21 protein-coding genes are annotated in these 23,656 nt (G+C 60.7%); 12 read left to right on the forward strand and 9 right to left on the reverse strand.

The genetic code is table 11. The features are described 5' to 3' along the window. Positions 1-8: 8 nt before the first annotated feature. Complete coding sequence (locus FEV16_RS02145; RefSeq protein ID WP_246657127.1) at positions 9-818, reverse strand: protein-disulfide reductase DsbD domain-containing protein; 810 nt, start codon at positions 816-818, stop codon at positions 9-11. Positions 819-909: 91 nt separating this feature from the next. On the opposite strand from FEV16_RS02145, the gene FEV16_RS02150 reads away from it, so the two are divergent. Then, on the forward strand, positions 910-1,560 hold the full coding sequence (locus FEV16_RS02150) for a YqgE/AlgH family protein (protein ID WP_138165949.1): 651 nt from the start codon (positions 910-912) through the stop codon (positions 1,558-1,560). 9 nt (positions 1,561-1,569) lie between these two features. On the opposite strand, the gene FEV16_RS02155 is transcribed toward FEV16_RS02150, so the two are convergent. The 4 genes from FEV16_RS02155 to FEV16_RS02170 form a co-directional block, all read right to left on the reverse strand. Continuing rightward, positions 1,570-2,064 carry an N-acetyltransferase gene (locus FEV16_RS02155; RefSeq protein WP_138165950.1) on the reverse strand — a complete coding sequence of 165 codons (495 nt, stop codon included), beginning with the start codon at positions 2,062-2,064 and terminating at the stop codon, positions 1,570-1,572. Then, positions 2,061-3,110: an aldo/keto reductase gene (locus tag FEV16_RS02160; RefSeq protein WP_138165951.1), complete on the reverse strand. Its 1,050-nt coding sequence runs from the start codon at positions 3,108-3,110 to the stop codon at positions 2,061-2,063. The genes FEV16_RS02155 and FEV16_RS02160 overlap by 4 nt, the downstream gene beginning before the upstream one ends. A 10-nt stretch (positions 3,111-3,120) precedes the next feature. Then, entirely contained in the window at positions 3,121-3,780 is a 660-nt protein-coding gene (locus FEV16_RS02165) for a hypothetical protein (RefSeq protein ID WP_246657128.1), read from the reverse strand. A 90-nt stretch (positions 3,781-3,870) separates the two neighbouring features. After that, complete coding sequence (locus FEV16_RS02170; protein ID WP_171015115.1) at positions 3,871-4,728, reverse strand: hypothetical protein; 858 nt, start codon at positions 4,726-4,728, stop codon at positions 3,871-3,873. Positions 4,729-5,007: 279 nt separating this feature from the next. On the opposite strand from FEV16_RS02170, the gene FEV16_RS02175 reads away from it, so the two are divergent. Genes FEV16_RS02175 through cysN form a run of 7 tightly spaced genes read left to right on the forward strand, consistent with a single transcriptional unit; the run spans position 5,008 to position 11,200 of the window. Then, complete coding sequence (locus FEV16_RS02175) at positions 5,008-5,382, forward strand: 2Fe-2S iron-sulfur cluster-binding protein (RefSeq protein WP_138165954.1); 375 nt, start codon at positions 5,008-5,010, stop codon at positions 5,380-5,382. Further along, positions 5,379-5,699: a DUF2849 domain-containing protein gene (locus tag FEV16_RS02180; RefSeq protein ID WP_246657129.1), complete on the forward strand. Its 321-nt coding sequence runs from the start codon at positions 5,379-5,381 to the stop codon at positions 5,697-5,699. Before FEV16_RS02175 ends, FEV16_RS02180 begins: the two co-directional genes overlap by 4 nt. Continuing rightward, the gene (locus tag FEV16_RS02185; RefSeq protein WP_138165955.1) at positions 5,696-7,420 is read left to right on the forward strand and encodes a nitrite/sulfite reductase; all 1,725 of its coding nucleotides are present in this window, start codon (positions 5,696-5,698) and stop codon (positions 7,418-7,420) included. The genes FEV16_RS02180 and FEV16_RS02185 overlap by 4 nt, the downstream gene beginning before the upstream one ends. Further along, positions 7,404-7,910, forward strand: a complete 507-nt coding sequence (locus FEV16_RS02190; protein WP_138165956.1) for a DUF934 domain-containing protein — start codon at positions 7,404-7,406, stop codon at positions 7,908-7,910. The genes FEV16_RS02185 and FEV16_RS02190 overlap by 17 nt, the downstream gene beginning before the upstream one ends. Continuing rightward, positions 7,907-8,656 (forward strand): phosphoadenylyl-sulfate reductase, encoded by a 750-nt coding sequence (locus tag FEV16_RS02195; protein WP_138165957.1) that lies wholly within the window; start codon positions 7,907-7,909, stop codon positions 8,654-8,656. The genes FEV16_RS02190 and FEV16_RS02195 overlap by 4 nt, the downstream gene beginning before the upstream one ends. Next, positions 8,653-9,570 (forward strand): sulfate adenylyltransferase subunit CysD, encoded by a 918-nt coding sequence (gene cysD, locus FEV16_RS02200; RefSeq protein WP_138165958.1) that lies wholly within the window; start codon positions 8,653-8,655, stop codon positions 9,568-9,570. The genes FEV16_RS02195 and cysD overlap by 4 nt, the downstream gene beginning before the upstream one ends. Position 9,571: 1 nt before the next feature. Beyond that, the gene (gene cysN / locus FEV16_RS02205) at positions 9,572-11,200 is read left to right on the forward strand and encodes a sulfate adenylyltransferase subunit CysN (RefSeq protein ID WP_138165959.1); all 1,629 of its coding nucleotides are present in this window, start codon (positions 9,572-9,574) and stop codon (positions 11,198-11,200) included. A gap of 3 nt (positions 11,201-11,203) precedes the next feature. Here the strand turns inward: cysN and polA are convergent, their stop codons facing one another. Next, a complete protein-coding gene (polA, locus tag FEV16_RS02210) occupies positions 11,204-14,197 on the reverse strand; it encodes a DNA polymerase I (protein ID WP_138165960.1) in 2,994 nt (997 codons plus the stop codon). A gap of 95 nt (positions 14,198-14,292) precedes the next feature. Between polA and aroC the strand changes: the two genes are divergently transcribed. Next, complete coding sequence (gene aroC, locus FEV16_RS02215) at positions 14,293-15,375, forward strand: chorismate synthase (protein ID WP_138165961.1); 1,083 nt, start codon at positions 14,293-14,295, stop codon at positions 15,373-15,375. A gap of 19 nt (positions 15,376-15,394) precedes the next feature. On the opposite strand, the gene FEV16_RS02220 is transcribed toward aroC, so the two are convergent. After that, complete coding sequence (locus FEV16_RS02220; RefSeq protein WP_138165962.1) at positions 15,395-18,241, reverse strand: AMP-binding protein; 2,847 nt, start codon at positions 18,239-18,241, stop codon at positions 15,395-15,397. A 969-nt stretch (positions 18,242-19,210) separates the two neighbouring features. On the opposite strand from FEV16_RS02220, the gene FEV16_RS02225 reads away from it, so the two are divergent. Then, positions 19,211-19,984 carry a methane monooxygenase/ammonia monooxygenase subunit C gene (locus tag FEV16_RS02225; RefSeq protein ID WP_138165963.1) on the forward strand — a complete coding sequence of 258 codons (774 nt, stop codon included), beginning with the start codon at positions 19,211-19,213 and terminating at the stop codon, positions 19,982-19,984. Positions 19,985-20,054: 70 nt separating this feature from the next. Here the strand turns inward: FEV16_RS02225 and hemW are convergent, their stop codons facing one another. Beyond that, positions 20,055-21,224, reverse strand: a complete 1,170-nt coding sequence (gene hemW / locus FEV16_RS02230) for a radical SAM family heme chaperone HemW (RefSeq protein WP_138165964.1) — start codon at positions 21,222-21,224, stop codon at positions 20,055-20,057. 74 nt (positions 21,225-21,298) lie between these two features. Between hemW and FEV16_RS02235 the strand changes: the two genes are divergently transcribed. After that, positions 21,299-21,784 (forward strand): hypothetical protein, encoded by a 486-nt coding sequence (locus FEV16_RS02235; RefSeq protein ID WP_138165965.1) that lies wholly within the window; start codon positions 21,299-21,301, stop codon positions 21,782-21,784. 118 nt (positions 21,785-21,902) lie between these two features. Next, positions 21,903-22,451 carry a hypothetical protein gene (locus tag FEV16_RS02240; RefSeq protein ID WP_246657130.1) on the forward strand — a complete coding sequence of 183 codons (549 nt, stop codon included), beginning with the start codon at positions 21,903-21,905 and terminating at the stop codon, positions 22,449-22,451. Between the two features lie 8 nt (positions 22,452-22,459). On the opposite strand, the gene ada is transcribed toward FEV16_RS02240, so the two are convergent. Then, the gene (ada, locus tag FEV16_RS02245; RefSeq protein WP_246657131.1) at positions 22,460-23,521 is read right to left on the reverse strand and encodes a bifunctional DNA-binding transcriptional regulator/O6-methylguanine-DNA methyltransferase Ada; all 1,062 of its coding nucleotides are present in this window, start codon (positions 23,519-23,521) and stop codon (positions 22,460-22,462) included. Positions 23,522-23,656 lie beyond the last annotated feature (135 nt).

Genomic DNA, 23,656 nt, shown 5'->3' on the forward strand with positions numbered 1-23,656 from the left:
GGGGCGCGCTACTCCAGCCGCGCCGGGGCTTCGAAAGCGCCGACGTCGGTGACGATCGTAAGGGTCGTATCTGCGGCCTTAGCCGGGGCGACGCCAGAAAAGAGCTTAAGCTCGAAGCCCTCTCCAGCGCGCGTGCTCTCAATGAAAAGCGGCTCTTTTGCTTCCGCAAAGAGGTCCTTCGCCTTGCCAGGGCCGAGATAACGCAATCGCCATGACCCCTCCGCGCCGTTGCGCGACAGAGAGAAGCGCTTTTTCGCTTCGTCCGCGGTGAGCTTCTTCGGCACAAGCCTTTCCGCCTCGGCGATCGCCGCGGCGTGAGGCGAGGCGCCGACGCGCGGCAGCTCCAAAGACAGTTCGGCGCGCGCGGGCAGACAAATCTTCCCACATGAGGCGTAGTCGAGCGTGAGATTGAGCGTCACCGGCGCGTTCGGATCACGCGGCGTCACCCTCAAGGGCAAAAGCACGCGCGAATCATAGCCGGCGACGACGGTCCCGGCCTCGTCGATATGCTTTGGCGCCGGAAAGGACGGCTCGACCGCGGCGACATTGACGGATTTCGAAAAGTCGAATGCGGGCGCCGAGCCCGCCTCGCCTGGTTGACGCCAGTAGGTGATTGTCTCTGGATCGAGTGTGATCTCGACCGCTGCGTGGTAGGCGCCTGCTTGTGGAGACCCGGCGGATAGGAGCCGAGCGCGCGAGGCCGAGCCCTTAACGATAGCGGAAGCAAACACGGCGCTCTCGGCGGCCGTCTTTGTGGGATAACCCTGCGCGAGCGCTACGGCTAGCGTCGCGACGACAAACAGTTTTAAACGCATCATAGTTTGCGGCGGTTCGTCCTCTAGTGAAGGCAGTCAGTTACATAGTTTTGCGCCGCTTGTCCTCAGGGCTCGGCGAGCGTAGCATGACCCTATGAGGCCAGCCGGCAAGAAGCAAGATTTCGCGGCGAGAGTGAACGAGCGCCGCAGCAGTCGTCCTGCTGATCGGCGCTATCTCGACGGCCAATTGCTGATCGCAATGCCGAGCATGTTGGATCAGCGCTTCGCGCGGTCGGTGATCTATCTCTGCGCCCATTCCGAAGAGGGCGCGATGGGCATCGTGGTAAACCAACCGGCCCGCGTTCGCAATTTTCCGGATCTTCTGGTGCAGCTTCAGGTGATCGCTCCCCAGGAGCGCATCAGTCTGCCGAGCCGCGCCGAAGACATCCAGGTGCTTTCGGGCGGACCGGTGCAGACCGACCGCGGCTTTGTGCTGCACTCGCCGGATTTCTTCCTCGATAATTCGACGTTGCCGATCGATGACGGCGTGTCTCTGACAGCAACCATCGACATTTTGCGCGCGATCGCGGCGGGGCGCGGCCCCGATCAGGCGCTGCTCGCGCTCGGCTATGCGGGCTGGGACGCAGGTCAGCTCGAAGAAGAGATACAGCGCAATGGCTGGCTGAATTGTCCTGCCGATCCTGGCTTGCTGTTCGATCGCGAGCTGGAGACCAAATATGCGCGCGCCTTGCGCTCGATCGGCGTCGATCCTGAGCGGCTGTCTGCGAACGCGGGACACGCCTGAGCGTCGGACTCAGAGTCGGTCGAAGGCTGGCGCATAGTCCACCTGTCCCTCCCTGGCCGGAAGCTCGCCGTTGAGCGCCATCGCCAGGAAATGCGGCCCCGAATATGGCGAGCCAAAGCCAGTCGCAAGCTCCGTTCGGAATCCGAAACGGCCGTAAAAATCTCCGTCGCCCAATACGAAAATCGCGCGCCACTGATCTTTCTGTTCGCGCGCCAGTGTCCAGCGCAAAAGGGCGCTGGCGACGCCTTGCCGGCGATGCGCTGCGGCGACGGCGACAGGACCGAGCCCAAGCGCAGGAAAGGGAGCTCTCATTCTGGATAGGGTGGCGTGGCCGACGATGAAGCCGTCGATGGCGGCGACGCAGCCAAAAACTAAATCGCCGTCCTTGCGCAGCGCCTCGATGAGGTCTGCCTCGCCGGGCCTTTGGAAGGCTGCAAGAAGCAGTTCGCGTGTCGCCGGGTAATCTTTCGGCGTTTCACTGCGAAGACTTGCGCTTTCGCTCATGGCGCAGGGTTGCTGTGGAGCGCATGAATGGCGTCGATGCGCCGCTCGATTTCAGGCGTGATCGCGAGGTTCATCGAAGCAAGGTCGGTTTTGAGTTGCGCCATTGTTGTGGCGCCAATGATGTTTGAGGTCACGAAGGGCCGCGAGGTCACGAAAGCGATTGCGAGCTGCGCCGGATCGACGCCAAGGTCCCGCGCGAGATTTAGATAAGCGTCGACGGCCAGTTCGACTTCCGGCTTCTCATAACGCTGCGCACGCTCAAATAGAGTGGTGCGCGCGCCCGGCGGTCGTGCGCCGCCCTGGTATTTGCCGGTGAGATAGCCTTGGGCGAGCGGCGAATAGGCGAGCAAACCGACGTGGTCGCGCGCGGCGAATTCGGCTAAGCCCATTTCGAAAGTGCGGTTGACCAGATTATAGGCGTTTTGAATCGAAACGACGCGCGGCCCGTGGCCGAGTTCGGCGGCGCGCAGGAAGCGCGCGACCCCCCATGGCGTTTCATTGGAAAGGCCGATGTGACGAACCTTCCCGGCTTCTACCAGCCGCGCGAGCGCTTCCAGCGTCTCTTCAATCGGGATTTCCTCGCGTCGCGTTGGTCGCCGATAGGTCGTGCCGCCCGCGCCCCAAAGCGGCAGTGAACGATCCGGCCAATGCAATTGATAGAGATCGATGTAGTCGGTCTGCAGCCGCTTGAGCGAGCCTTCGACCGCATAGTCGATGTTCTTGGCGTCGAGAACGGTTCCGGCGCTTCCGGGACGCAACCAATTGGCGTCGCCGCGCCCGGCGACCTTGGTCGCGATGATAACCTTGTCCCGGTTCTTGCGCGCGGCAAGCCAACTCCCAATGATGCGTTCGGTCGACCCATGAGTCTCTCGCCGTGGCGGAATCGAATAGATTTCCGCAGTGTCGACAAAATTGACGCCGCAATCGAGGGCATAGTCCAGTTGGGCGTGACCTTCCGCTTCGCTGTTCTGCTGTCCCCAAGTCATCGAGCCGAGACAGATTGCCGAGACTGAAAGATCCGTGTTTCCGAGTTTGCGGTATTCCATGGGGCGGCCGTTAACGAAGAAATTCGCTCGATTGCAGCTCAAGCCGCAGTTCGAAGCTCTGAAACTGGGTGAAGATCGGCAAGAGCCAGGCTTTGAGCGCAGCGCGAACCACAAGGGACATTCCTGGCGGCGGCTCGCTCACGAAGCGGGATAATGACAGATCGACGTCGTCGAGCGCTCGAGCCATCGGCGCCTCAAGGCGGGGAATCACGAATTTGCCGCTCGTCGGATAGCGCGCAAGGATTGTTAGCGCGTTCCGGCCAAGCGGCGACGCGCCGCGATTGTGAATGACGCTCATCGTCAGATCAGGCCAGGTGGTCTTCAGGACGAGCGCGCTATTGGCCGCGCTCTCCGTGACGTCTGTCTGAAAGAGCACGATTGGCTCCACGCAGAGCCTTCGCGCTTCTTCAAGAAAGCCGATTTCAGCAATCGTTGCAAACAGGCGTTCATAAGAGCGGTGCCAGACGTCGACGATCTTAGGTCTTTCGTCGGCGACGAGAAGGCGATCGAAAAGCGAGATCTGTCCCTTGACTTCGTCAAGATCGACGACGCGCGTCCTTTCAGGAAAGAACAGCGCATAAAGCGGCTCGCGGGAGGCGGTGTCGAAGCCATCAACGCGGACATTGCGCGATAGATAATAATCGGTCAGTAAACGCGCCGCAGTCGTCACGCCTGTTTTCGAGTGCGGCGAGCAAACAAAGAAAACGAGCGTGCGGCGCATCATGTGGTCTTAGACAATCTGCGCCGTCGCCTCGGTCCTTTATCGCCTCTTTTCGTCGAGGAGTTCGAGTAGGCCTACTCTTTCGAACTCATCTGCGACGCGCGCGAGCCAGGTCCGGACATACCCGCGCAGCACGAAGGAATGCTCAGCCGCGCGGCCCTGCGCATCCTGATTGGCGACGAATGTTGAAAAAGGCGCCCCGCAGAGTTCGACCTGCTCGTAAGCGAGTTCGCTGAGCTTGGGGATGGTGATCTCGCCTGAGGTGACGACGTCCTCGAAATATTTGGCGTGCGTTTGAGGATCCCACTCGAAGAAAGTCGTGTCGTTGACGTGATTTTTCACCATGAAGTAGTTGGCCTCCGCAACGTAAGGCGCAATTTCGGCGATTTCCTCCAGCGAGGAGATCGAGGGTCCGATGACGTGTAGCAGGATGAAGCGGAACTCGCCGCCTTTCACCGCGTCGAAGAACCCGATCTCGTCGAGAGCCTGAAGCGCCGGACTTAAGCCGCCGGCGCGCACGTCGATGACGCTGACTTTGGCCTGCGACGAATTCAGCGTGTCGATAATCTTCATCTGGTCCGCCGGCTCGGTCAGATCGACGATCATCGTGTGGTCGGGGTGAAAGCGATGAAGCGTTCCGCGCGGCGTCTCGGTGTCGAAGGCGCGCGCGTGGATGTCGTTGAGCGAAAGAAAATCGAGGATCGCTCTGGCGATCGTCGTTTTGCCGACCCCACCCTTATCCGCGCCCACGACGATGACCGCCGGCCGAGCGGCGCCTTTGGGAGCGGCCACCGCAGTCTTAGCTGTTTGAGCTCGACTTGGGGCCTGTTGAGCTCGACTTGGGGCCTGTCGTTTGGCTGGCGCTGCCCTGGTAATTTTGACCGGCTTCTTGACCATGGGTGCTCCCCTATCGGATTCGCGCTGCGCCGCTGCTTATGAAGGAGACAAGTACATTTAACAAACATGGTTTTCGGCGCTTGTCATGCTCCGATTCAGCTAATCCTCGATGGCGCTGCAATTGTGACGTCATAAAATAACATTATATTTATGTTATTATTAATATGCTCCATAGCTGGAACGTAAATTGACATTCGTGCGTTTTGCAGGTTTATGCGTTCGAAATACAGAACGTCCGTGGCTGCTCGCCGGCGCGGACCAGATTCGCGCGTCAGGGACATGAGCAGCTTCGAGAATATGGTCGTACAGCGGCCCGCCGAGTCATCGTCGCAGCAAGGTCTGGCGACTCTGCACGTGGAGGACCGCAACGGCGTGGTTCATGAACTCGAAGCCGTTGAAGGCTGGCGGCTGATGGAGATTTTGCGCGACCATGGCGTCGGTATGGATAACACCTGCGGCGGCGCGCTCGCCTGCGCGGAATGCCACGTCATCCTCGATGTGGAATGGGCGCGCCGCGTGCCGCCGCCCCGCGAAGAAGAAATTGAAAAACTCGATGAATTGCCGATGCTTTACGAAAATTCGCGTCTCTCTTGCCAAATCATTTGGTCGGACGAGATGAGCGGTCTTCGACTGAAGCTCGCGCAGGAGACATGATGGCCGCCTTCAAACATCCCCAGATCCTCATCGCCTCAAATCTGGCGGACGGCGAAGTGGTGTTTCTCGGGCCGTCCGGCTGGGAGCGCGACCATCGTCGCGCATGCGTGGCGCAGAACGCTGACGAGGCTGCGGCGTTCGAAGCGGCGGGCAAGCGCGACGTTTCCGCCAATCGAGTGGTCGACGTCTATCTTGCCGACGTCGAGATCGGCGGGGATGGCGCGCCGACGCCATTGCATTATCGCGAAAGGATGCGCGTGAAGGGGCCGAGCGTGCGCCTCGATCTCGGCAAACAGTTCCCCGGGAGCGCGGCATGACGGCGGTCGATTTGCGCGTGGCGCAGCGGCCCAATGCGCCGGTGACGACTTATCGCTACGACGAATATGACGCGGCCTTCGTGCGCGAACGCGTGGCGGAGTTTCGCGAGCAAGTGCGTCGTCGGCTTTCCGGCGCGTTGACGGAAGAGGAATTTCGGCCGTTTCGGTTGATGAATGGACTCTATCTGCAGCTTCACGCCTATATGCTGCGCGTCGCTATTCCCTATGGCACGCTGACGGCGCGCCAGATGCGCCGCCTCGCCGATATCGCCGACAGATGGGACAAGGGCTACGGCCATTTCACCACTCGCCAAAATCTGCAGTACAACTGGCCGAAGCTTGTCGACACGCCAGACATCCTCGAAGCGCTTGCCGACGTCGAGATGCACGCGATCCAGACGTCCGGCAACTGCATCCGCAATGTGACGGCTGATCATTTCGCTGGCGTGGCGCCGGATGAGATCGAAGATCCCCGCCCGACGGCGGAGTTTTTGCGGCAGTGGTCGAGCCTGCATCCGGAGTTTTCATTCCTGCCCCGCAAATTCAAGATTGCGGTGACGGGCGCCGAGCACGACCGCGCGGCGATCATGGTGCATGACGTCGGCCTGCGTATTCTCAGGAACGAAAGAGGCGAGATTGGCTATCAGGTCGTCGTCGGCGGCGGTCTCGGCCGTTCGCCCTTTGTCGGCAAGATTGTCGGCGACTTCGTGCCGCGAGAGGATTTGCTCGCCTTTCTCGAGGCGATCATGCGCGTCTACAACCGCTTCGGCAGGCGTGACAACAAATACAAAGCGCGCATAAAAATTCTCGTCCACGAGAAAGGGATTGACGAAATCCGCGCTGCGGTTGAAGCCGAATTTGCGGCGATGGACTGCTCGGTTTTTTCCCACGATCCCGCCGAGTTTGAGCGCATCGCGTCTTTTTTTGCGCCGCCGCCTTATGAAACGCTGCCCGCCGCTTCTTCGGCGCTGCGCACCGCAAAATTGGAGACGCCGGCCTTCGCCAATTTCGTTGATGTCAACGTCAGCGCGCACAAGATACCCGGCTACGCCATCGTCACGGTTTCATTAAAGCCCATCGGCGGCATTCCCGGCGACGCCACGTCCGAACAGATGCGCGTCCTCGCCGACGCGAGCGAGCGCTTCGGTTTCGGCGAGTTGCGCGTCAGTCACGAGCAAAACATCATCCTGCCGCATGTGAAGCAGGACGATCTTTTAGCGCTTTGGCGGATGCTCGAGCCAGTTGGTCTTGCGACGGCGAACGCCGGCCTTGTCTCGGACATCATCTCATGCCCGGGTCTCGATTACTGTTCGCTCGCGACTGCACGCTCGATTCCTATCGCGCAGGCGATCTCGAAGCGTTTCTCAGACATGTCGCGGCAGCGGCGCATCGGCAAACTCGGCATCAAAATCTCGGGCTGCATCAACGCCTGCGGTCATCATCACGTCGGCGCGATCGGCGTTCTCGGCCTGGAGAAGAAAGGCCAAGAGTCATACCAGATCACGCTCGGCGGCGATCCGACCTTTTCCGCGTCGATCGGCGAAATCCTTGGGCCTGGCGTCACTGCGGACCAGGTCCCGGACGTCATCGAGCATCTCGTCGATTTCTATCTTGCCGAACGCGCGGAGGGCGAAGCGTTCATCGACACCTGGCGCCGCATCGGTCATGTGCGGTTCAAAGACGTCTTGCGTCGGGAGGGCGAAGATGGCGCTGATATCTGAAGGCCGTTTCGTCGAAGATTCATGGCGCCGCCTCGCCGACGAGGAAGCGTTGCCAAAGACTGGCGAGGTCATCGTGTCGCTGCCGCGACTTGAACATGCATTGGAGGTTCTCGGGACGGAATCATCGCTCGGCGTGATCGTCCCGAACACGACCGAGCCTTCGTCGCTCATTCAGGCGTTGCCGCGACTTCAGCTTATCTCAATCTCTTTTCCGGCCTTCTCCGATGGTCGCGGCTTCTCCTTGGCGGCCCTTCTGCGCCGCGCGGGATTTAAAGGCGAGTTGCGCGCGAGCGGCCGACTTGTGGCCGACCAATACGCTCATGCGATCGGCTGTGGCTTCGATACGATCGAAATCCCCGACGATCTCGCCGATCGTCAGGATGAAGAGCAGTGGCGCGTTGCGCTCAACACCTATTCGATGAGCTATCAGCGCGGCTATGCCGGGCGCGGATCGATTCTTGAGGCCCGTAGGAGGGCCGCGCGCTCATGAAACCTTCCATCGCTGAAACGCTGGCGCCGCGACTCGCGCCGCTCGATCTTGATCATCGCCTGGTGCTGGTGCGCGAGTTCATTCCCGGCCGGATCGTGTTCACCACGAGTTTCGGGATAGAGGATCAGCTCATCACGCATTCGATCTTCACGCAGGGACTCGATATCGACGTCGCGACGATCGACACGGGGCGGCTGTTTCCCGAAACCTATGAGCTATGGGAGCGCACGGAAGCGCGTTATGCGCGGCGCATTCGGGCGGTCTGCCCGCAGGCTGCGCCGCTTGAAGCGCTGATCGAAGATCAGGGAATCAACGGTTTCTATTACTCCGTTGAGGCGCGCAAGGCCTGCTGTCATGTGCGCAAGGTCGAACCGTTGTCGCGGCTGCTTGCCGGCGTTTCAGGCTGGGTGACGGGGCTTCGGGCGGATCAGTCTCAGGCGCGCTCGGACGCGCCAATTATCGCCTTTGATGAGACTCACAGGCTGCTCAAGCTTAATCCGCTTGCAGATTACACGCGCGACGCGGTCGTTGCGGCGGTTGAGGAGTTTTCAGTGCCCATCAACGCGCTTCACGCCAAGGGCTTTCTGTCGATCGGCTGTGCGCCTTGCACGCGCGCGGTGCTTCCCGGCGAAAGCGAGCGCGCTGGCCGCTGGTGGTGGGAAGAAGACAATAAGAAGGAGTGCGGCCTTCATGTTGGCGAAGACGGCGTGTTGCGCCGTGGCGCGCCGCAAGAGGCGGACCAATGACAGCGCTCGCGGCGCGTCCGCTCGGCCATCTCGATCGACTCGAGGCCGAAAGCATCCACATCATGCGCGAGACCGTCGCCGAATGCGAACGGCCGGTGATGCTTTATTCCATCGGCAAGGATTCGGCGGCGATGCTGCACATCGCCATGAAGGCCTTTTATCCGTCGAAACTGCCGTTTCCATTGCTCCATGTCAATACAACATGGAAATTTCGCGAGATGATCGAATTTCGTGATCGTCGCGTGAAGGAGCTTGGAGTCGAACTCATCGAATATATCAATCCCAAAGGGATTGAGATGGACATTAGCCCCTTTGTTCATGGCTCGAAGCTTCATACCGAGATTATGAAGACCGAGGCGCTGAAACAGGCGTTGGACAAATACAACTTCGACGCGGCTTTCGGCGGCGCGCGTCGCGACGAGGAAAAGTCGCGCGCCAAGGAGCGTGTGCTGTCATTTCGCACGGCGCAGCACCGTTGGGACCCGAAGAATCAGCGCCCGGAATTCTGGCGTCTCTACAATACGCGAAAAGCGCCAGGCGAAAGCTTGCGGGTTTTCCCAATGTCCAACTGGACCGAGGCGGATATCTGGGATTACATCGCGCGCGAGAACATTCCCGTCGTTCCGCTCTATTTCGCCAAAGAAAGGCCTGTCGTGCGCCGCGGCGGCACGCTTATCATGGTCGATGATGATCGCATGAAGCTCGCGCCAGGCGAGTCGATCGAACATAAAAAGGTGCGCTTTCGCACGCTCGGCTGCTACCCGTTGACGGGCGGCATAGAAAGCGATGCGTCCACTCTCGACGAGATCATTGCGGAAATGCGCGAGAGCCGTTCCTCGGAGCGTCAAGGGCGGCTTATCGACCACGACGGCTCCAGCTCAATGGAGCAAAAGAAGCAGGAAGGATATTTCTGACATGCACGGCGCCGTCGCTGCCGCATTGCCTTCGCGCGCGCCTGCACGGTTAGTCGGCGAAAAGCCGCTCCTGCGGTTCATCACCTGCGGCTCGGTCGATGACGGCAAATCAACGCTGATCGGGCGTTTGCTCTACGACGCCGATCTTGCGCCCGACGACATTATCGCAGCGCTCGAAAGCGACTCCAAGAAGCATGGCACGCAGGGCGAAGCGCTCGACTTCGCCTTGCTCGTCGACGGACTTGCCGCTGAGCGCGAGCAGGGCATCACGATTGACGTCGCCTATCGTTATTTTGCGACGGACAAGCGCAAGTTCATCGTCGCCGATACGCCGGGCCACGAGCAATACACGCGCAACATGGCGGTCGGCGCCTCGACAGCCGACCTCGCCATTCTGCTTGTTGACGCGCGCAAGGGAATCCTGCCGCAAACGCGCCGACACAGCGTCATCACCTCGATGTTCGGCGTGCGTCACGTCGTCGTCGCTGTCAACAAGATGGATCTCGTCGGCTACAGCGAAGGGGTCTTCCGCAAGATCGAAGCGGATTTTCACGCATTCGCCAATAATCTTCGCTTTGCCTCCATCTATGTCGCGCCGCTTGTCGCCAAGGATGGCGACAATCTTGTCCACGGCAGCGCCAATATGTCTTGGCATCAAGGCCCGCCGCTGCTCTCCTATCTTGAGGGCGTCGCGGTCGAAGATGTGATGCAGATCGCGCCCTTTCGGATGCCCGTGCAATGGGTGAATCGACCCAACCTCGACTTTCGCGGCTTTTCCGGCTTCATCAGCGGCGGCAATATTCGGCCGGGGGACATTATCCGCGTTCTACCCTCGGGGCGGGATACGCGTGTCGCGAGAATTGCCACATTCGATGGCGATCTCGAAAGCGCGCTGTCTGGTCAGTCAGTGACGCTGACTCTTTCTGAAGAAATCGACATCTCGCGCGGCGATCTCTTGTGTTCGCCAGTGTCGCCAGCGAAAACCGGAGATCGTCTCGAAGCGAAGCTCCTATGGCTCGTGCGCGAGCCTCTCCTCGTCGGCAAGAACTATTTGTTGAAGCTCGGGACGAAGACGGGGCCTGCGGCCGTAACCGAGGTCGATGCGCGCATCGACATTGAGAGTGGCCTTCCGCAACCGCTGGCCGATGGTTCGACTCTCGCCTTCAACGAAATCGGCGACGCGCGACTGTCGCTTGAAACCGTGATCGCCTGCGACCCCTATGTCGAGAACCGCGAAACCGGCGGATTTATCCTCATCGACCGCATCACCAATGAAACGGTGGCTGTCGGCATGGTCAAAGCGGTCGCCGCATCAAACGGCCGCGCGGCGGCGCCGCTGACGGAGCTCAGCTACGCCTCTATGGAAGGGCTGCCGCTTGTGCGGGAGTCGTTTCGACCAAGTCCGACGCGCAGCCTAGTAAAGGCGCTGTCGTGGCTCTTGCCAGCAAGCGTTTCGACCTTTCTCATCGTATACGCCTTTGTCCAAAACGCAGAGCTTGCCGCCGAAATCACCGGCGTTGAGCTGCTTGCGATGTTCGCGCTCTATTATTTCCACGAGCGGTTTTGGACGCGATTGAAGTTCGGGCTGGCGACGGAAGAAACGCAGCCCGGAGACGACCCAGGGCTCTGAGCATCAGTGCGCCTCGTCCCAATTGGCGGCGGCGCGCGCATCGACTTTCAGCGGCACGGTTAGATGAACGGCAGGTGAGGGCGCCTGCTCCATCACGCGACGCGCGACTTCGATCGTCGCCTCGGCTTCATTGATCGGCGCTTCGAATACAAGCTCGTCATGCACTTGCAGAAGCATTTGCGCTGAAAGTCCGGCGCGCGTGAGCGCGTCATCCATCCGTGTCATGGCGCGACGGATGATATCGGCGGCCGCGCCCTGGATTGGCGCATTGATCGCGGCGCGCTCGTAAAAGGCGCGATCTGAAGCATTGGCGGAGCCGATGCCAGGGAAGTGATAAACCCGGCCGAAGATCGTCGAGACTTCTCCCTTCTCGCGCACGGTTTTGCGGATTGAATCCATGTAATCGCGAATGCCGGGAAAGCGTTCGAAATAACGCTTGATATAGGCGCTTGCCTCTTCACGCGGGATGCTCAGCTGATTGGCGAGTCCGAAAGCGGAGATACCATAGATAATGCCGAAGTTGATCGCCTTGGCGCGGCGGCGCGTTTCGGGCGGCATGTCCTTGATTGGCACATTGAACATTTCGCTGGCCGTCATCGCGTGAATGTCTAGGCCATCGGCGAAGGCGCGTCTGAGCTGAGGAATGTCGGCGATGTGGGCGAGCAGCCGCAGCTCGATCTGCGAATAATCCGCAGAAATCAGCACGCGGCCGGGCGCTGAGATGAACGCCCTGCGAATCTTGCGCCCCGCCTCGTTGCGCACGGGGATGTTCTGAAGATTCGGCTCTGATGAAGAGAGCCTCGCCGTCGTCGTCGCAGCGAGCGCATAGCTGGTGTGCACGCGGCCGGTGTCAGCATTGATATAGCCGGGCAGGGCATCGGCGTAAGTGCTCTTGAGTTTCGAGACCTGTCGCCAGTCTAGAATGCGACGCGCGAAATCATTGCCGTCGCCAGCGAGGTCTTCGAGAACGCTTGCGGAAGTCGACCAGGCGCCCGTGGCTGTCTTTTTCGCGCCGGGCAGCCCCATTTTGCCGAACAATATGTCGCCCAGCTGCTTAGGCGAGCCGAGGTTGAAATTCTCGCCGGCAAGCTCGAATATTTCGGCTTCGAGACGCGCCATGTTCTGCGCGAATTCGCCGGAGAGGCGCGATAAGATCGTGCGATCGACGGCGACGCCTCTTCGCTCCATGCGGGCGAGCGTCGCGACCATCGGCCGCTCCAGAGTCTCGTAGACCGTGGTCATGCGCTCTGACGAGAGCCGCGGTTTCAACACGCGCCAAAGGCGCAGGGAAATATCCGCCCGTTCTGCCGCATATTCCGTCGCTGCCGTGAGCCCCGCACGGGCGAAACCGACGAAATTGCGGCCGGCGCCAGCGACGGAGGCGAAGGTCAAAGCGTCATGGTCGAGATAGTGGCGCGACAGCTGTTCAAGGCCATGGTCGTTGCGTCCTGAATCCAGCGTGTAGGACATAAGCATCGCATCGTCGATCGGCGCGACGTCGATTCCGTACCGCGAGAGGACAAGCAGATCATGCTTCATGTTGTGTGCGATTTTGAGGATCGACGAGTCCTCAAACAGCGGCTTTAGTCGCGTCAGAGCCGCCTCGATCGGAATTTGTCCCTCGACCAAATTGGCGCCGGCGAAAAGGTCAGCGGACTCGCCAGATCGATGCTGCAGCGGCACATAACAAGCCTGTCCCGGCGCCGTCGCCATAGAGACGCCGACGAGTTCTGAACGCATCGGATCCGGCACGGTCGTTTCGACATTGATCGAGACGAGACCAGCGCCGGCGGCGTCCGCGATCCATTGGTCCAGACGCTCGGCCGAGGCGATCGTCTCATAGGTAGAGCGATCGATCTTGTTCGTCTTCGCTTCGGCGAGACGCGCCGAGACGAGCCTCGTCGGCGTGAGCGCTTCACTTGTCCGCTTCTCGACGGGTTTCGGAGCCTCAGAAGCAGGCGCGGCAGTCTCTGAGAATTCGCCATCCCGAGTTCGCCAGCCGGCGGCCCCGACAAAGTCCGGATCAGGCGCGATGTCCTGCGCATGCACCCCATACATCTCAGCGACTCGGCGGGTGATCGTGGTGAACTCCATCGCTTGCAGAAAGGCGATGAGTTTCGCAGGGTCCGGCTGATGAAGGCCGAGGTCTTCGAGCGGCGTTTCGAGAGGCGCGTCGCGCACGAGTTCGCAGAGCTTCTTCGAAATAAGAATGCGCGCGACCGCATCTGGCTCGGTCAGAGCTTCGCGCCGCTTCGGCTGCTTGATGCCCGACGCCTTGGCGAGCAGCGTTTCGAGATCGCCATATTCGTTGATGAGCTGAGCGGCCGTCTTGACGCCGATACCTTTCGCGCCCGGCACATTGTCGGTCGAATCGCCTGCAAGCGCCTGCACGTCGACGACTTTATCGGGAGTGACGCCGAAATAGTCGACCACCTCGGCTTCGCCAAAGAGGCGTTCTTCACGCGCGCCCTTCGTTCCGGCGGTTCCCGAGGCGGGGTCGTACATTCTCACGCCGGGCCCGACGAGCTGCATCAAATCCTTGTCGGCCGAGACAATCAGCACGTCCGCGCCCTTGGCCTGCGCCTGCGTCGCGTAAGTGGCGATCAGATCGTCGGCCTCGTAGACATCCTGTTCGATCGGGGTGAGGCCGAAGGCGCGCACGGCGGCGCGCATGAGCGGAAATTGCGGAACGAGGTCTTCCGGCGGTTCGGAGCGATGCGCTTTGTAGTCGGGATAAAGGTCCTTGCGGAACGAATGTTCGCTTTTGTCAAAGATGATGGCGAGATGCGTGGGCTTCACGCCCGCCGCCCCCTCGCGCACGAATTGGAGCACCTTCGTGCAGAAAAGCCGCACGGCGCCGGTGGGCAGCCGGTCGGTACGATAATTATATTTCGCATCCTGCCGGATCGACTGGAAATAAGCGCGAAAGACGAAGGAGGAGCCGTCAACGAGGAAGATGTGGCTGCCGGGGCCGACGGGCTTATTGGTGAGGGTCATGCGCCTATCTTAACGGCGCGCGCGCGCCGCGTCATGGCGCGGTCGCCCGAAACCGCATCGTTTGACCGGCGCCGGCGCGAGGCATAGAAGACCGCATGTCCCACAATAGTTTTGGCCATCTGTTTCGCGTCACCACCTTCGGCGAGAGCCACGGGCCGGCGCTTGGCGCGATCGTCGACGGATGTCCGCCGAAAATTCCGCTCGAAGTGATGGACATCCAGGGTTTTCTAGATAAGCGCAAGCCGGGACAGTCGCGGTTCACGACGCAGCGGCGAGAAGCTGATGAGGTGAAGATTCTTTCCGGCGTCTTCTCCTACGGCGACGGCCGACAGGTGACGACCGGAACGCCGATTGCGCTCGTGATTGAGAATACCGACCAACGCTCCAAAGACTACGGAGAAATCGCCGACAAATACCGTCCCGGCCACGCTGATTATGTTTACGACGCGAAATATGGCGTGCGGGATTATCGCGGCGGTGGGCGCTCCTCGGCGCGTGAAACCGCGGCGCGGGTCGCCGCTGGCGCTGTTGCGCGCAAGGTGATCCCAGGCGTGACGATTCGCGGCGCGCTGGTGCAGGTCGGTCCGCATAAGATCGATCGGGCAAGTTTTGACTGGGCCGAGATTGAACGCAACTCGCTTTTTTGCCCCGATGCGCGCGCGGCGGAAATATGGACGGACTATCTCGATAACGTGCGAAAGGACGGCTCGTCCATCGGCGCTGTGATCGAGATCGTCGCGGAGGGCGTTCCGGCTGGCTGGGGCGCGCCGGTTTACGGCAAGCTCGACGCCGATCTCGCCGCCGCGATGATGTCGATCAATGCCGTGAAAGGCGTCGAAATCGGCGCGGGATTCGCCGCGGCCGAGCTCACCGGCGAAGAAAACGCCGACGAGATGCGCGCCGGAGACAAAGGACCGCAGTTTTTGTCCAACAACGCCGGCGGCGTGCTCGGCGGCATTTCGACAGGACAGCCCCTCGTCGTGCGCTTCGCGGTAAAACCGACGTCTTCAATTCTGACGCCGCGCCGCACCATCGATCGTTTCGGCAAGGAGACCGACATCGTCACGAAGGGCCGTCACGATCCCTGCGTTGGCATTCGCGCCGTGCCGGTTGGCGAAGCGATGATGGCCTGCGTGCTGGCCGACCATTTCCTGCGTCATCGCGGGCAGGTCGGCTGACGCAAGGTTTGCAATCACCTCACCCCGCCATCATTACGCGTTCGTGGCCAAGGTCGGGTTCGCCGCAACGCTCTAATATCTTTTGGCGCGCAGCGTCGCGCAATGCGACCGCCGCTTGAAAGTCATCGCCTTTAGGCTCGATCGGCGCGCCAATATGAACGGCGATGGGACCGCGCCTGAACAGCCATGAATCGCTGCGCAAAATCGAACGTGTGCCCCGGATCGTGATGGGCACGACCGGGAGCCCCAATTGCGCGGCGGTCGAAAAGGCGCCGATATGGAACCCGAGCAGTCCCGGCATTCGCGAAAAGGTTCCTTCCGGAAACCAGACCAACCGCACGCCCGCGCGCGCTGACTGCAAGGCGGCTCGCGCATCGGCGACGCCGCCTGCCGGATCAGTCCGCCGCACAAAGATCGCGCCAAGGCGCCGCAAGAAAGGACCAGCGACGCGCTGATGCGCGAGCTCTTCCTTCGCAATGAACGAAAGCTCTCCGGGACAGACGGCGACAAGCACCGCGCTGTCCAGATAGCTCGAATGGTTGGCGATGAGAATCGCGCTTTCCTGCGGGACCGCCGTGTCGCGCGTAATGGTAAGCGGGCAGCCGATCAAGCGAAAAAACAATCGCGCGGCCGAGCCGACAAGATGGTGACGCCATATCCGTCTTGGCGTCAACAGCACGCATGGCCACACGAAGGCGCCGATCAACGCCAGCATGCTCCACGCAAAGGCATTGTAGGCCGAAATCGCGAAATTGGCTGAGAGGCGGCGCAGCCGAGGCGCGACGCCGGAGAGGGCGACACGCACAAGCTGCCATTGCGGGCTCGTCCCCTTCGTTCGTAACTGACCAGTTTCGAACATGGCGCGCGCGGCCGAGCGTCTTATCTTTCCGCTCGATGTTTTCGGGATGGTGTGCGGTGGAACGAGAACGACTTCATCCGGAGCAAGATCAAGCAAGGCTTGAGAGGTTTCGCCGATCCTTTTGCGCAAAGACTCCCGTCGCGCATCGTCGGTCAGGCGCGTTTCAGCGAGAACAATCAGCCTTTCCGTCCCAGCGCGCGCATCGATCGCTGCAAACGCCGCGACGCAGCCCTTTCTCGCTCCTTCAAGGGAGCAGACAGCTTCTTCCAGTTCCTGCGGATAGATGTTGCGTCCGGCGCGCTTGATCAGATCCTTGATACGGCCGGTGATGAAAATATCGCCGCCTGCGATGTAGCCGCGATCGCCGGTCTCAAGCCAATCGCCATCAAACAGCGCGGCAGTCTTTTCCGGATTTTGGAAATATCCTCGCGTCGCCGACGGCCCTCGGAACTGTATGCGTCCCTCCTGTCGCTCCGGCAATTCGCGACTGGCGTCGTCGACGACGCGGATTTCGTGGTGAGGCAGAGGCCGTCCACAGGCCACTAATGAGATGACGCCTTCGACGCCTGGGTCTGCGATCCGTGCAATGCCGTCGCGATCGAGCGCCTTGCGATCTACGCGATCGATGAGGGGTCCTCGGCCGGGCGGCGGGAAAGCAAGTCCAACGGCGTTTTCCGCCAGCCCGTAAACCGGAGTCATCATCTCGGGTCGAAAGCCGTAAGGCGCAAATCGTTGAGCGAAGCGCACAAGGGACGTCGGGCTCACGGGCTCTGCGCCGTTCATGATCGCCCGCAAAGATGAAAGATTGAGGCCGTTGATCTTGGCGTCGTCGATCGCCTTCAGGCACAGTTCATAAGCAAAATTCGGGGCTGCGGAGATCGTCGCCTTATGCGTGTCGATCGCCCAAAACCAGCGCGCCGGATCAGCGAGAAAGGACAGCGGCGACATGATGAGCGCCGACGCTCCGTAATAAAGACTGCCAAGCCAGCAGCCGATCAGCCCCATGTCATGATAGAGCGGCAGCCAGCTGACGACCCTGTCCGCTGACGAAGCCTTCAGCACGCCGCCCATGGCGCGGATGTTTGCGAGAAGATTGGCGTGAGACAGCACGACGCCCTTTGGATCGCCGGTGCTGCCTGACGTGTATTGGATCAGCGCCGTGGCGTCGGGCGGCGCTGGCAATGGCGCGGATATTGGCGCAGCAGAGTTCAGATCTGGAATCGTAACGATGTGTTGAAGCGCGCTCACGAGCCCATAGAGCAATTTACCTACGACTCTGATCTCGGCGTTGGTGATGAGCACGCTGGCTTCAGCGTTCGACAATATCCCGGCCTGGCGGCGAAGATGATCCTCGATCTGCGCTAAGCGAAAGGGTGGATAGATCGGCACGGGAACAGCGCCGCAGAACAAAACCGAAAAAAACGCGATGAAAAAATCGCGGCTTGTCGGCAGCATGATCGCGATGCGATCTCCAAAGCTCACGCCCCGCTCAATGAGCCCGCCCGCCGCGGCGCGCGCGGCATGATAGAGCTCGCCATAGGTCAGCGGCTCTGGAGGACCTTCGGGCCGCCAAAGCAAAACATGTTCGCGGTCGCCGTGACGCTCGGCATGTTGTGCAAGCGCGTCGATCAGCGTTTTGGCCTCGATCGGCTCGTCCACCGTCTCAAGCGTGGTGGGCGAGGCGGGTCGAGGCGATGTTGGCGCAATAGCCGCTCCGGCGGCGAGGACCGCATTTACGAGATCGCGAGGACGGTTCGCTTCTCCGATGAGTCTTTCGGGGAGCTGCACCTTGAATTTGTGATTAAGCCGTAACAGCAGCTCTGCGCGCGACAGGCTGTCGAGCGCCAGATCTCGATCAAGGTCGCTGTCAAGTTGCACGAGTCGAGAATCGACGAAATCCGGATGCAGCTCGATGACGAGCCCGCGAACGACCTCAAGCACAGCCGTCTGCGAATTTTCCAAAGGGCGCGATGCGCCGTTCTCAAGGCCTGTATCCGCCTCTGGCATGAGAGCCTTCAACTCAAGCGCTACGCCACCTTGCGACTACGTCGCGTCATCGATCGCGCCGCCGCATAATAGAATTTATGACAGCGTGTCCGTTTCGGCGAGCAGCTTGTATTCCATGCCTGAGCTTGACCAAGGAGGATCGCTTTCGTCGAAAGCCATCAAATTCTGAAAAAAGCTACGTCAAATCGACGATAGCGATCGAAGGAATAATCACTGTCAACGAAGTCCGATCAGTTCGAGAGCGAAACTCGAAATTTAATTTGAAAACAGGCCCATCGATCGAGGTCTTGTCGCGCGTCAATTTCGTGGCGTCGTTTCGTCGCATGGCGAACTTCGACGGCTTGCTTGACCGCGCCCGCGATCGACCTAACGTTGGCTCCGGAACCGAGAGGCGGCGGTGACTCCAAACTTTCAGCGGATGCGTCTGCGCGCGCGCATATTCGCGGCGATCGTCGCATGCCTTTTTCTCACGCAGACGTCGATCGCGGTCGCACATGCTGCGGCGCTCGGAGAACGGATCGGCGCGGTTTGCGCGCCGCAAGAGGAAGCGAATAACGGCGAACCGCCGCTAGTCCCCGATAGCGGCCATTGCCAAGGGTTCTGCTGCATTCTTCATCACGGCGCGCTGGATGCGCCTCCTTTAAAACCAATCGCTTCAAGCGCTCTGAATTTTCCAGCGGAGGCTCTTTCACTTCCGCTGGAGAGTTCCGATCATTCGCCGCGCATCGAACCAAAACGCGCGTCTCAATCGCCACGGGCGCCTCCTCAGCAGGTCTGAAGCTTTTCTCGCGGACGAGCGACTCCCTCGCCGCCATTTCGATGGCGATGCGGCGAAAGGCGCGCGAAGTTCTCAGACTCTTCCGCTCAGTCGGCCGCGGTAACCAATGCAGCTCCCGACTTTAGCGGACACATCAGACCTTTGAGGAGGGGAGCTAGACCCCCTGACAGCTCAGACATTTGGAGACAATCATGAGTACGACAAAAGCCGAAGCCCGTTCCGCTGCCGTGCGCGCGGAACAAATCATGGATACGAAGCCCGTTCTCATCAGCCTCGCTGCGCTGATGATGTTTGTGATCATCCTGCGTCTCTATGAGCAATTTTTTGCCTGGAGCGTCGGCCTCGATTCATTCGCGCCGGAGTTCCAGGTCTATTGGATGGGCCTGCTGCAATTTGCGATTCTCGCGTCGTGCCTCGGCGCGGCCGGCTTGGTCGGCTTTCTGTGGCGCACGCGCGACCGCGATCTGGCGAACCTGGCCGCCCCGACTGAAATGCGCCGGCTCATTTATCTGGTTCAGTGGCTGCTTGTTTTTGCGGTCGCCCTCTATTGGGGCTTGAGTTTCTTTTCGGAGCAGACGGCCGTCTGGCACATGACCGCCGTACGCGACACGGATTTCACGCCAAGTAATATCATCACCTTCTACGTTTCATATCCGCTTTTCGCGATCATCGGGCTAGGCGCGTTCTTCTACGCAAGGACGCGCCTACCCACTTTCGCGAAGGGCTATTCTCTCGCCTTCGTGGTTCTTGTGGTCGGCGTCTTCATGACCATACCGAATGTGGGATTCAACGAATGGGGCCACACGTTCTGGGCGATGGACGAAGGCTTTGCAGGTCCGCTGCACTGGGGCTTCGTCTTTTTCGGATGGATGTCGCTCGCGATGTTTGGCGTCGTGCTGCTGATCCTTGGCCGCATTGGCGAACTTCTCGGCCCTGATGCGCTGGAGAAATTGTACCAGCGCTAAGTTCGCCCTGAACGCTCAGCCGGCGCCGTCTATTGAGCGGCGCCGGTCGCGCCTTCTCTGAGGGAATCCGCTACGCCGCGAGATCGGCGACGACCGCGTCAAGCACTGGAAAGCCTTCCGAGCTTACGCGAAGCTTGTTCTCGCGGGTGAATTCGACGAGCCCGTCGCCAATCAGTTCGCTGATGCGCGATTGCGACAGGCGCTTGCCGGTGAGCAGGAAATAGCGCTGCGGATCGAGGCCTTCGCGCAACCTAAGCCCCATCAGTAGGAATTCGTCGCCCTCCTGCTCGGATGAAAGCAGTTCATCTTCGATGAGGCCGTGCCCCTCTGTCTCGACGCAGGTCAGCCACATCTCGGGGTGCCGCTCGGCCGCCTGGGCGCGCCGTCCGCGAGGCGTAACGATCCGCCCATGAGCGCCGGGGCCGACGCCGACATATTCGCCATAGCGCCAATAGACCAGATTGTGCCGGCACTCGGCGCCTGGCCGCGCGTGATTGGAGACTTCGTAAGCCAGCAGGCCCGCGCGGGCGGTGACTTCCTGAGTCACGTCCCAGAGCGCGCGTTGAACGTTGGCATCCGGCAACGCCATCTTGCCGGCGTTGACCATGCGCTCGAACATCGTGTCGGGCTCGATCGTCAGCTGATAGAGCGAGATATGCTCCGGCGCGCGGGCGAGCGCCAGCTCCAGCTCTTTTCGCCATGCCGCTGGGGTCTGACCCGAACGGCCGTAGATCAGATCGAACGATGTGCGCTCGAAAACAGAATTGGCGACATCGAGCGCCATCAGGGCTTCCGCGACGGAATGTTGCCGTCCGAGCGCGCGAAGGTCGATGTCGTTCAAGGCCTGCAGGCCGAGGGACACGCGGTTGACGCCGGCGGCCTTGAAGCCTTTAAACCTCGAGGCCTCGACGCTCGTTGGATTGGCTTCGAGCGTGATCTCGCAATCTTTGGCGAGAGTCCAATGGGTCGAAATCTGAGATAGGATCGCTTCGGCCGTGGAGGGCGACATCAGCGAGGGCGTGCCGCCGCCAAAGAAGATTGAACGGACCTCGCGTCCGGGCGTCAGAGCGGCGCGATGCGCGAGTTCGACGCTAAAGGCTTCGACGAAGCGGTCCTCGTCGACGTCGCCGCGCCGGACGTGGCTGTTGAAGTCGCAATAGGGGCATTTCGACAGGCAAAACGGCCAGTGGACATAGACGCCGAAGCCTGGGTCGAAAGCGTTGCGAATCGGTGTCGCCATGGCTCTTTATCGCACGGAATGGCGGGAAAAGGCACGGCGGCAGAGCCGATGCGGCCGGCCTTTCGGGAGGCTGTATGTCGTTTTGGAAAGCTTGGCGGTCCTGGCGGCGAGATGCGGCCGCTCACCCCGACCCCGCGATGCTGGCGATCGCTGAAGCGATCTCCCGTAATCTCGCGGCGCTTGGCCTCTTCGTCGATTCGAAACAATACGGGCGCGGCTTTTTCGAAATCAAGGCGTCGACATCGCCCAAGCTCATCACCACGCCTGATGGGACAGAGGCGTCGGGAATTGCGCTCCTGCTCGCCGGCGGATACGCGCCGCCGACGCTCGTTTTCGAACAGATCAACTCTCTGCAGCGCGGCTTGGGACGCGCCATGGTCGAGGCGGTCATAGCAGGTGTAAAAGAGTTGCCGGGCGCCTTCGGGCGGCTGCGGGTCAACGACCTTTCGCCGCGCTTGCAAGACGGGCGGCGATGGTGGGAGCATGTCGCGGCGGCGCATCCGGAATTCGAGTGGGTGATCACGCATGAGGAGCCGTTTCGAAGCGCGTCCCCGAGGTGAAGGGCGGGGATTCGGGGCGCTTTCTATTCTGCGCTGCTGGCTTGGCGCTGCGCCGCCGCGACATGCTGCCGCGGCGCCCGACCGGACAGCAAGCGAGATTGAAAATCTCTCCCACTTCTTGAAGAAGCAGGAAACGCTCCAGAGGCTCGCGCGCGAGTTCGGCTATGACGCCAGCAAAGTTACGCTCAGCCCACAGACGAGAACCTTTGACTACCTTGGTCAAAGCTTTACTTCCGAAGGCCAGTCTTTCCCCGACGGCCGCATTGAAATCTATTACGACCCGCAAATGACGGACGCGCGCCTCGGCTGCTGCCTCGCGCATGAACTGCAGCATGTGCGTTATTTCGTTGTACGAGACGCATACTGCGCGGAGCCGACAGATGGTCCCCTGCATCGACGCTTCGCCAAATATGCGCCGGAAGCGCTCGGGGCGCAGCGAGGCGTCTCTAACTATTCAAATGAACATTGGGACGCTTGGAAAGGCGACGCGCCGCCGAAGCTTTTTTCTATGGAATTGGAGATGGGAAAAAGCGAACCCATCAATGAGACGATCGCGGAGGTCGCCAAGGCGCTTTACAACTGGGGACCTGACGTGCGCATCAATCCTCTATGGAGAGAGTTGCACGACGCGATCAATGAGGAATATGCGGCGCTTCGCAGCGCATAGAGCCGTCGTTACGGCTTGCGTTCTCGTTGAAGCAACTCACGCTTTCTTTCGACTCCCCAGTAATAGCCGGAAAGCGCGCCGTCGCTGCGCACGACGCGATGGCACGGCACTGCGAGCGAAACCGGGTTGGCCGCGCATGCCTGGGCGACCGCGCGCGTCGCTTTCGGCGCGCCGATGCGTCGCGCGATCTCGCCGTAGCTTGCCGTCTCGCCCGCTGGAATCTCGCGCAGCGCAGCCCAGACGCGCTGTTGAAACGCCGTCCCGCGCATGTCGAGCGGCAGATCGAAGCGTGAGCAAGGTCGCTCCACCATGCCCACCGCCGCGGCGACATAGCGTTCGAACGCCGCATCGCCGCCGATGAGCGTCGCCTTCGGAAATCGATCCTGCAGATCGCGCAGCAGTTCTTCTGAATCGTCGCCGAGCGAAATGGCGCAGACGCCCTTCGCGCTCGCGGCGACAAGCACCGCTCCGAGAGACGAATGGCCGATCGCGAAGCGGATCATCTCGCGTGCGCCGCCAGCGCGATAGGCGCTCGGCGTCATGCCCAATGTTTCCTTCGTTGTCGCGTAGAAGCGCGCGTTCGAATTATAGCCTGAACCATAGATCGCCTCGGTCACCGTGCGGCTGTCTTTCAGCTCATCGCGCAGGCGGGCGCGCCTGTGCGCCTGTGCATAGGCTTTCGGCGTGACGCCCGCGATGCGCGAAAACAGTCGGTGGAAATGATAGGGGCTCAACCCGACTGTTCGCGCAAGCTGCGCAAGCGTTGGCGGAGCTTCGGCCGCTTCGATCACCCGACAGGCGCGGGCGATTTTTTCAGCGTCTTGCTCCTGCTGCGACGGCGCTTCAGGTCGACAGCGACGGCAGGGACGAAAACCCTGAGCCTCGGCTTCTTCAACTGTGGCGCAAAAGCGCACATTGGCGCGCTTAGCCGGCCGAGAGGGGCATGATGGCCGGCAATAAACGCCGGTCGTTTTGACGCAATAGTAAAAGTCGCCATCGTGACGGGCGTCGCGCGCGACAACCGCCGCCCAGCGGGCCTCATCAAGATCCAGGGTATTTGCCTGCTTCATGTCGTTGGCTTGCATACACGCATCATCCAACTTTCGCCGTTCGTCGCAATGCGTTTCTTGCTGTCCAATCCAAATCGGGCTGACATGCTCATTGCAAACTCCTATGCTGTGCGCCTGAAGCCGAGGGCCGGACGG

The sequence above is a fragment of the Methylocystis sp. B8 genome, from assembly GCF_005771425.1.
Classification (GTDB): domain Bacteria; phylum Pseudomonadota; class Alphaproteobacteria; order Rhizobiales; family Beijerinckiaceae; genus Methylocystis.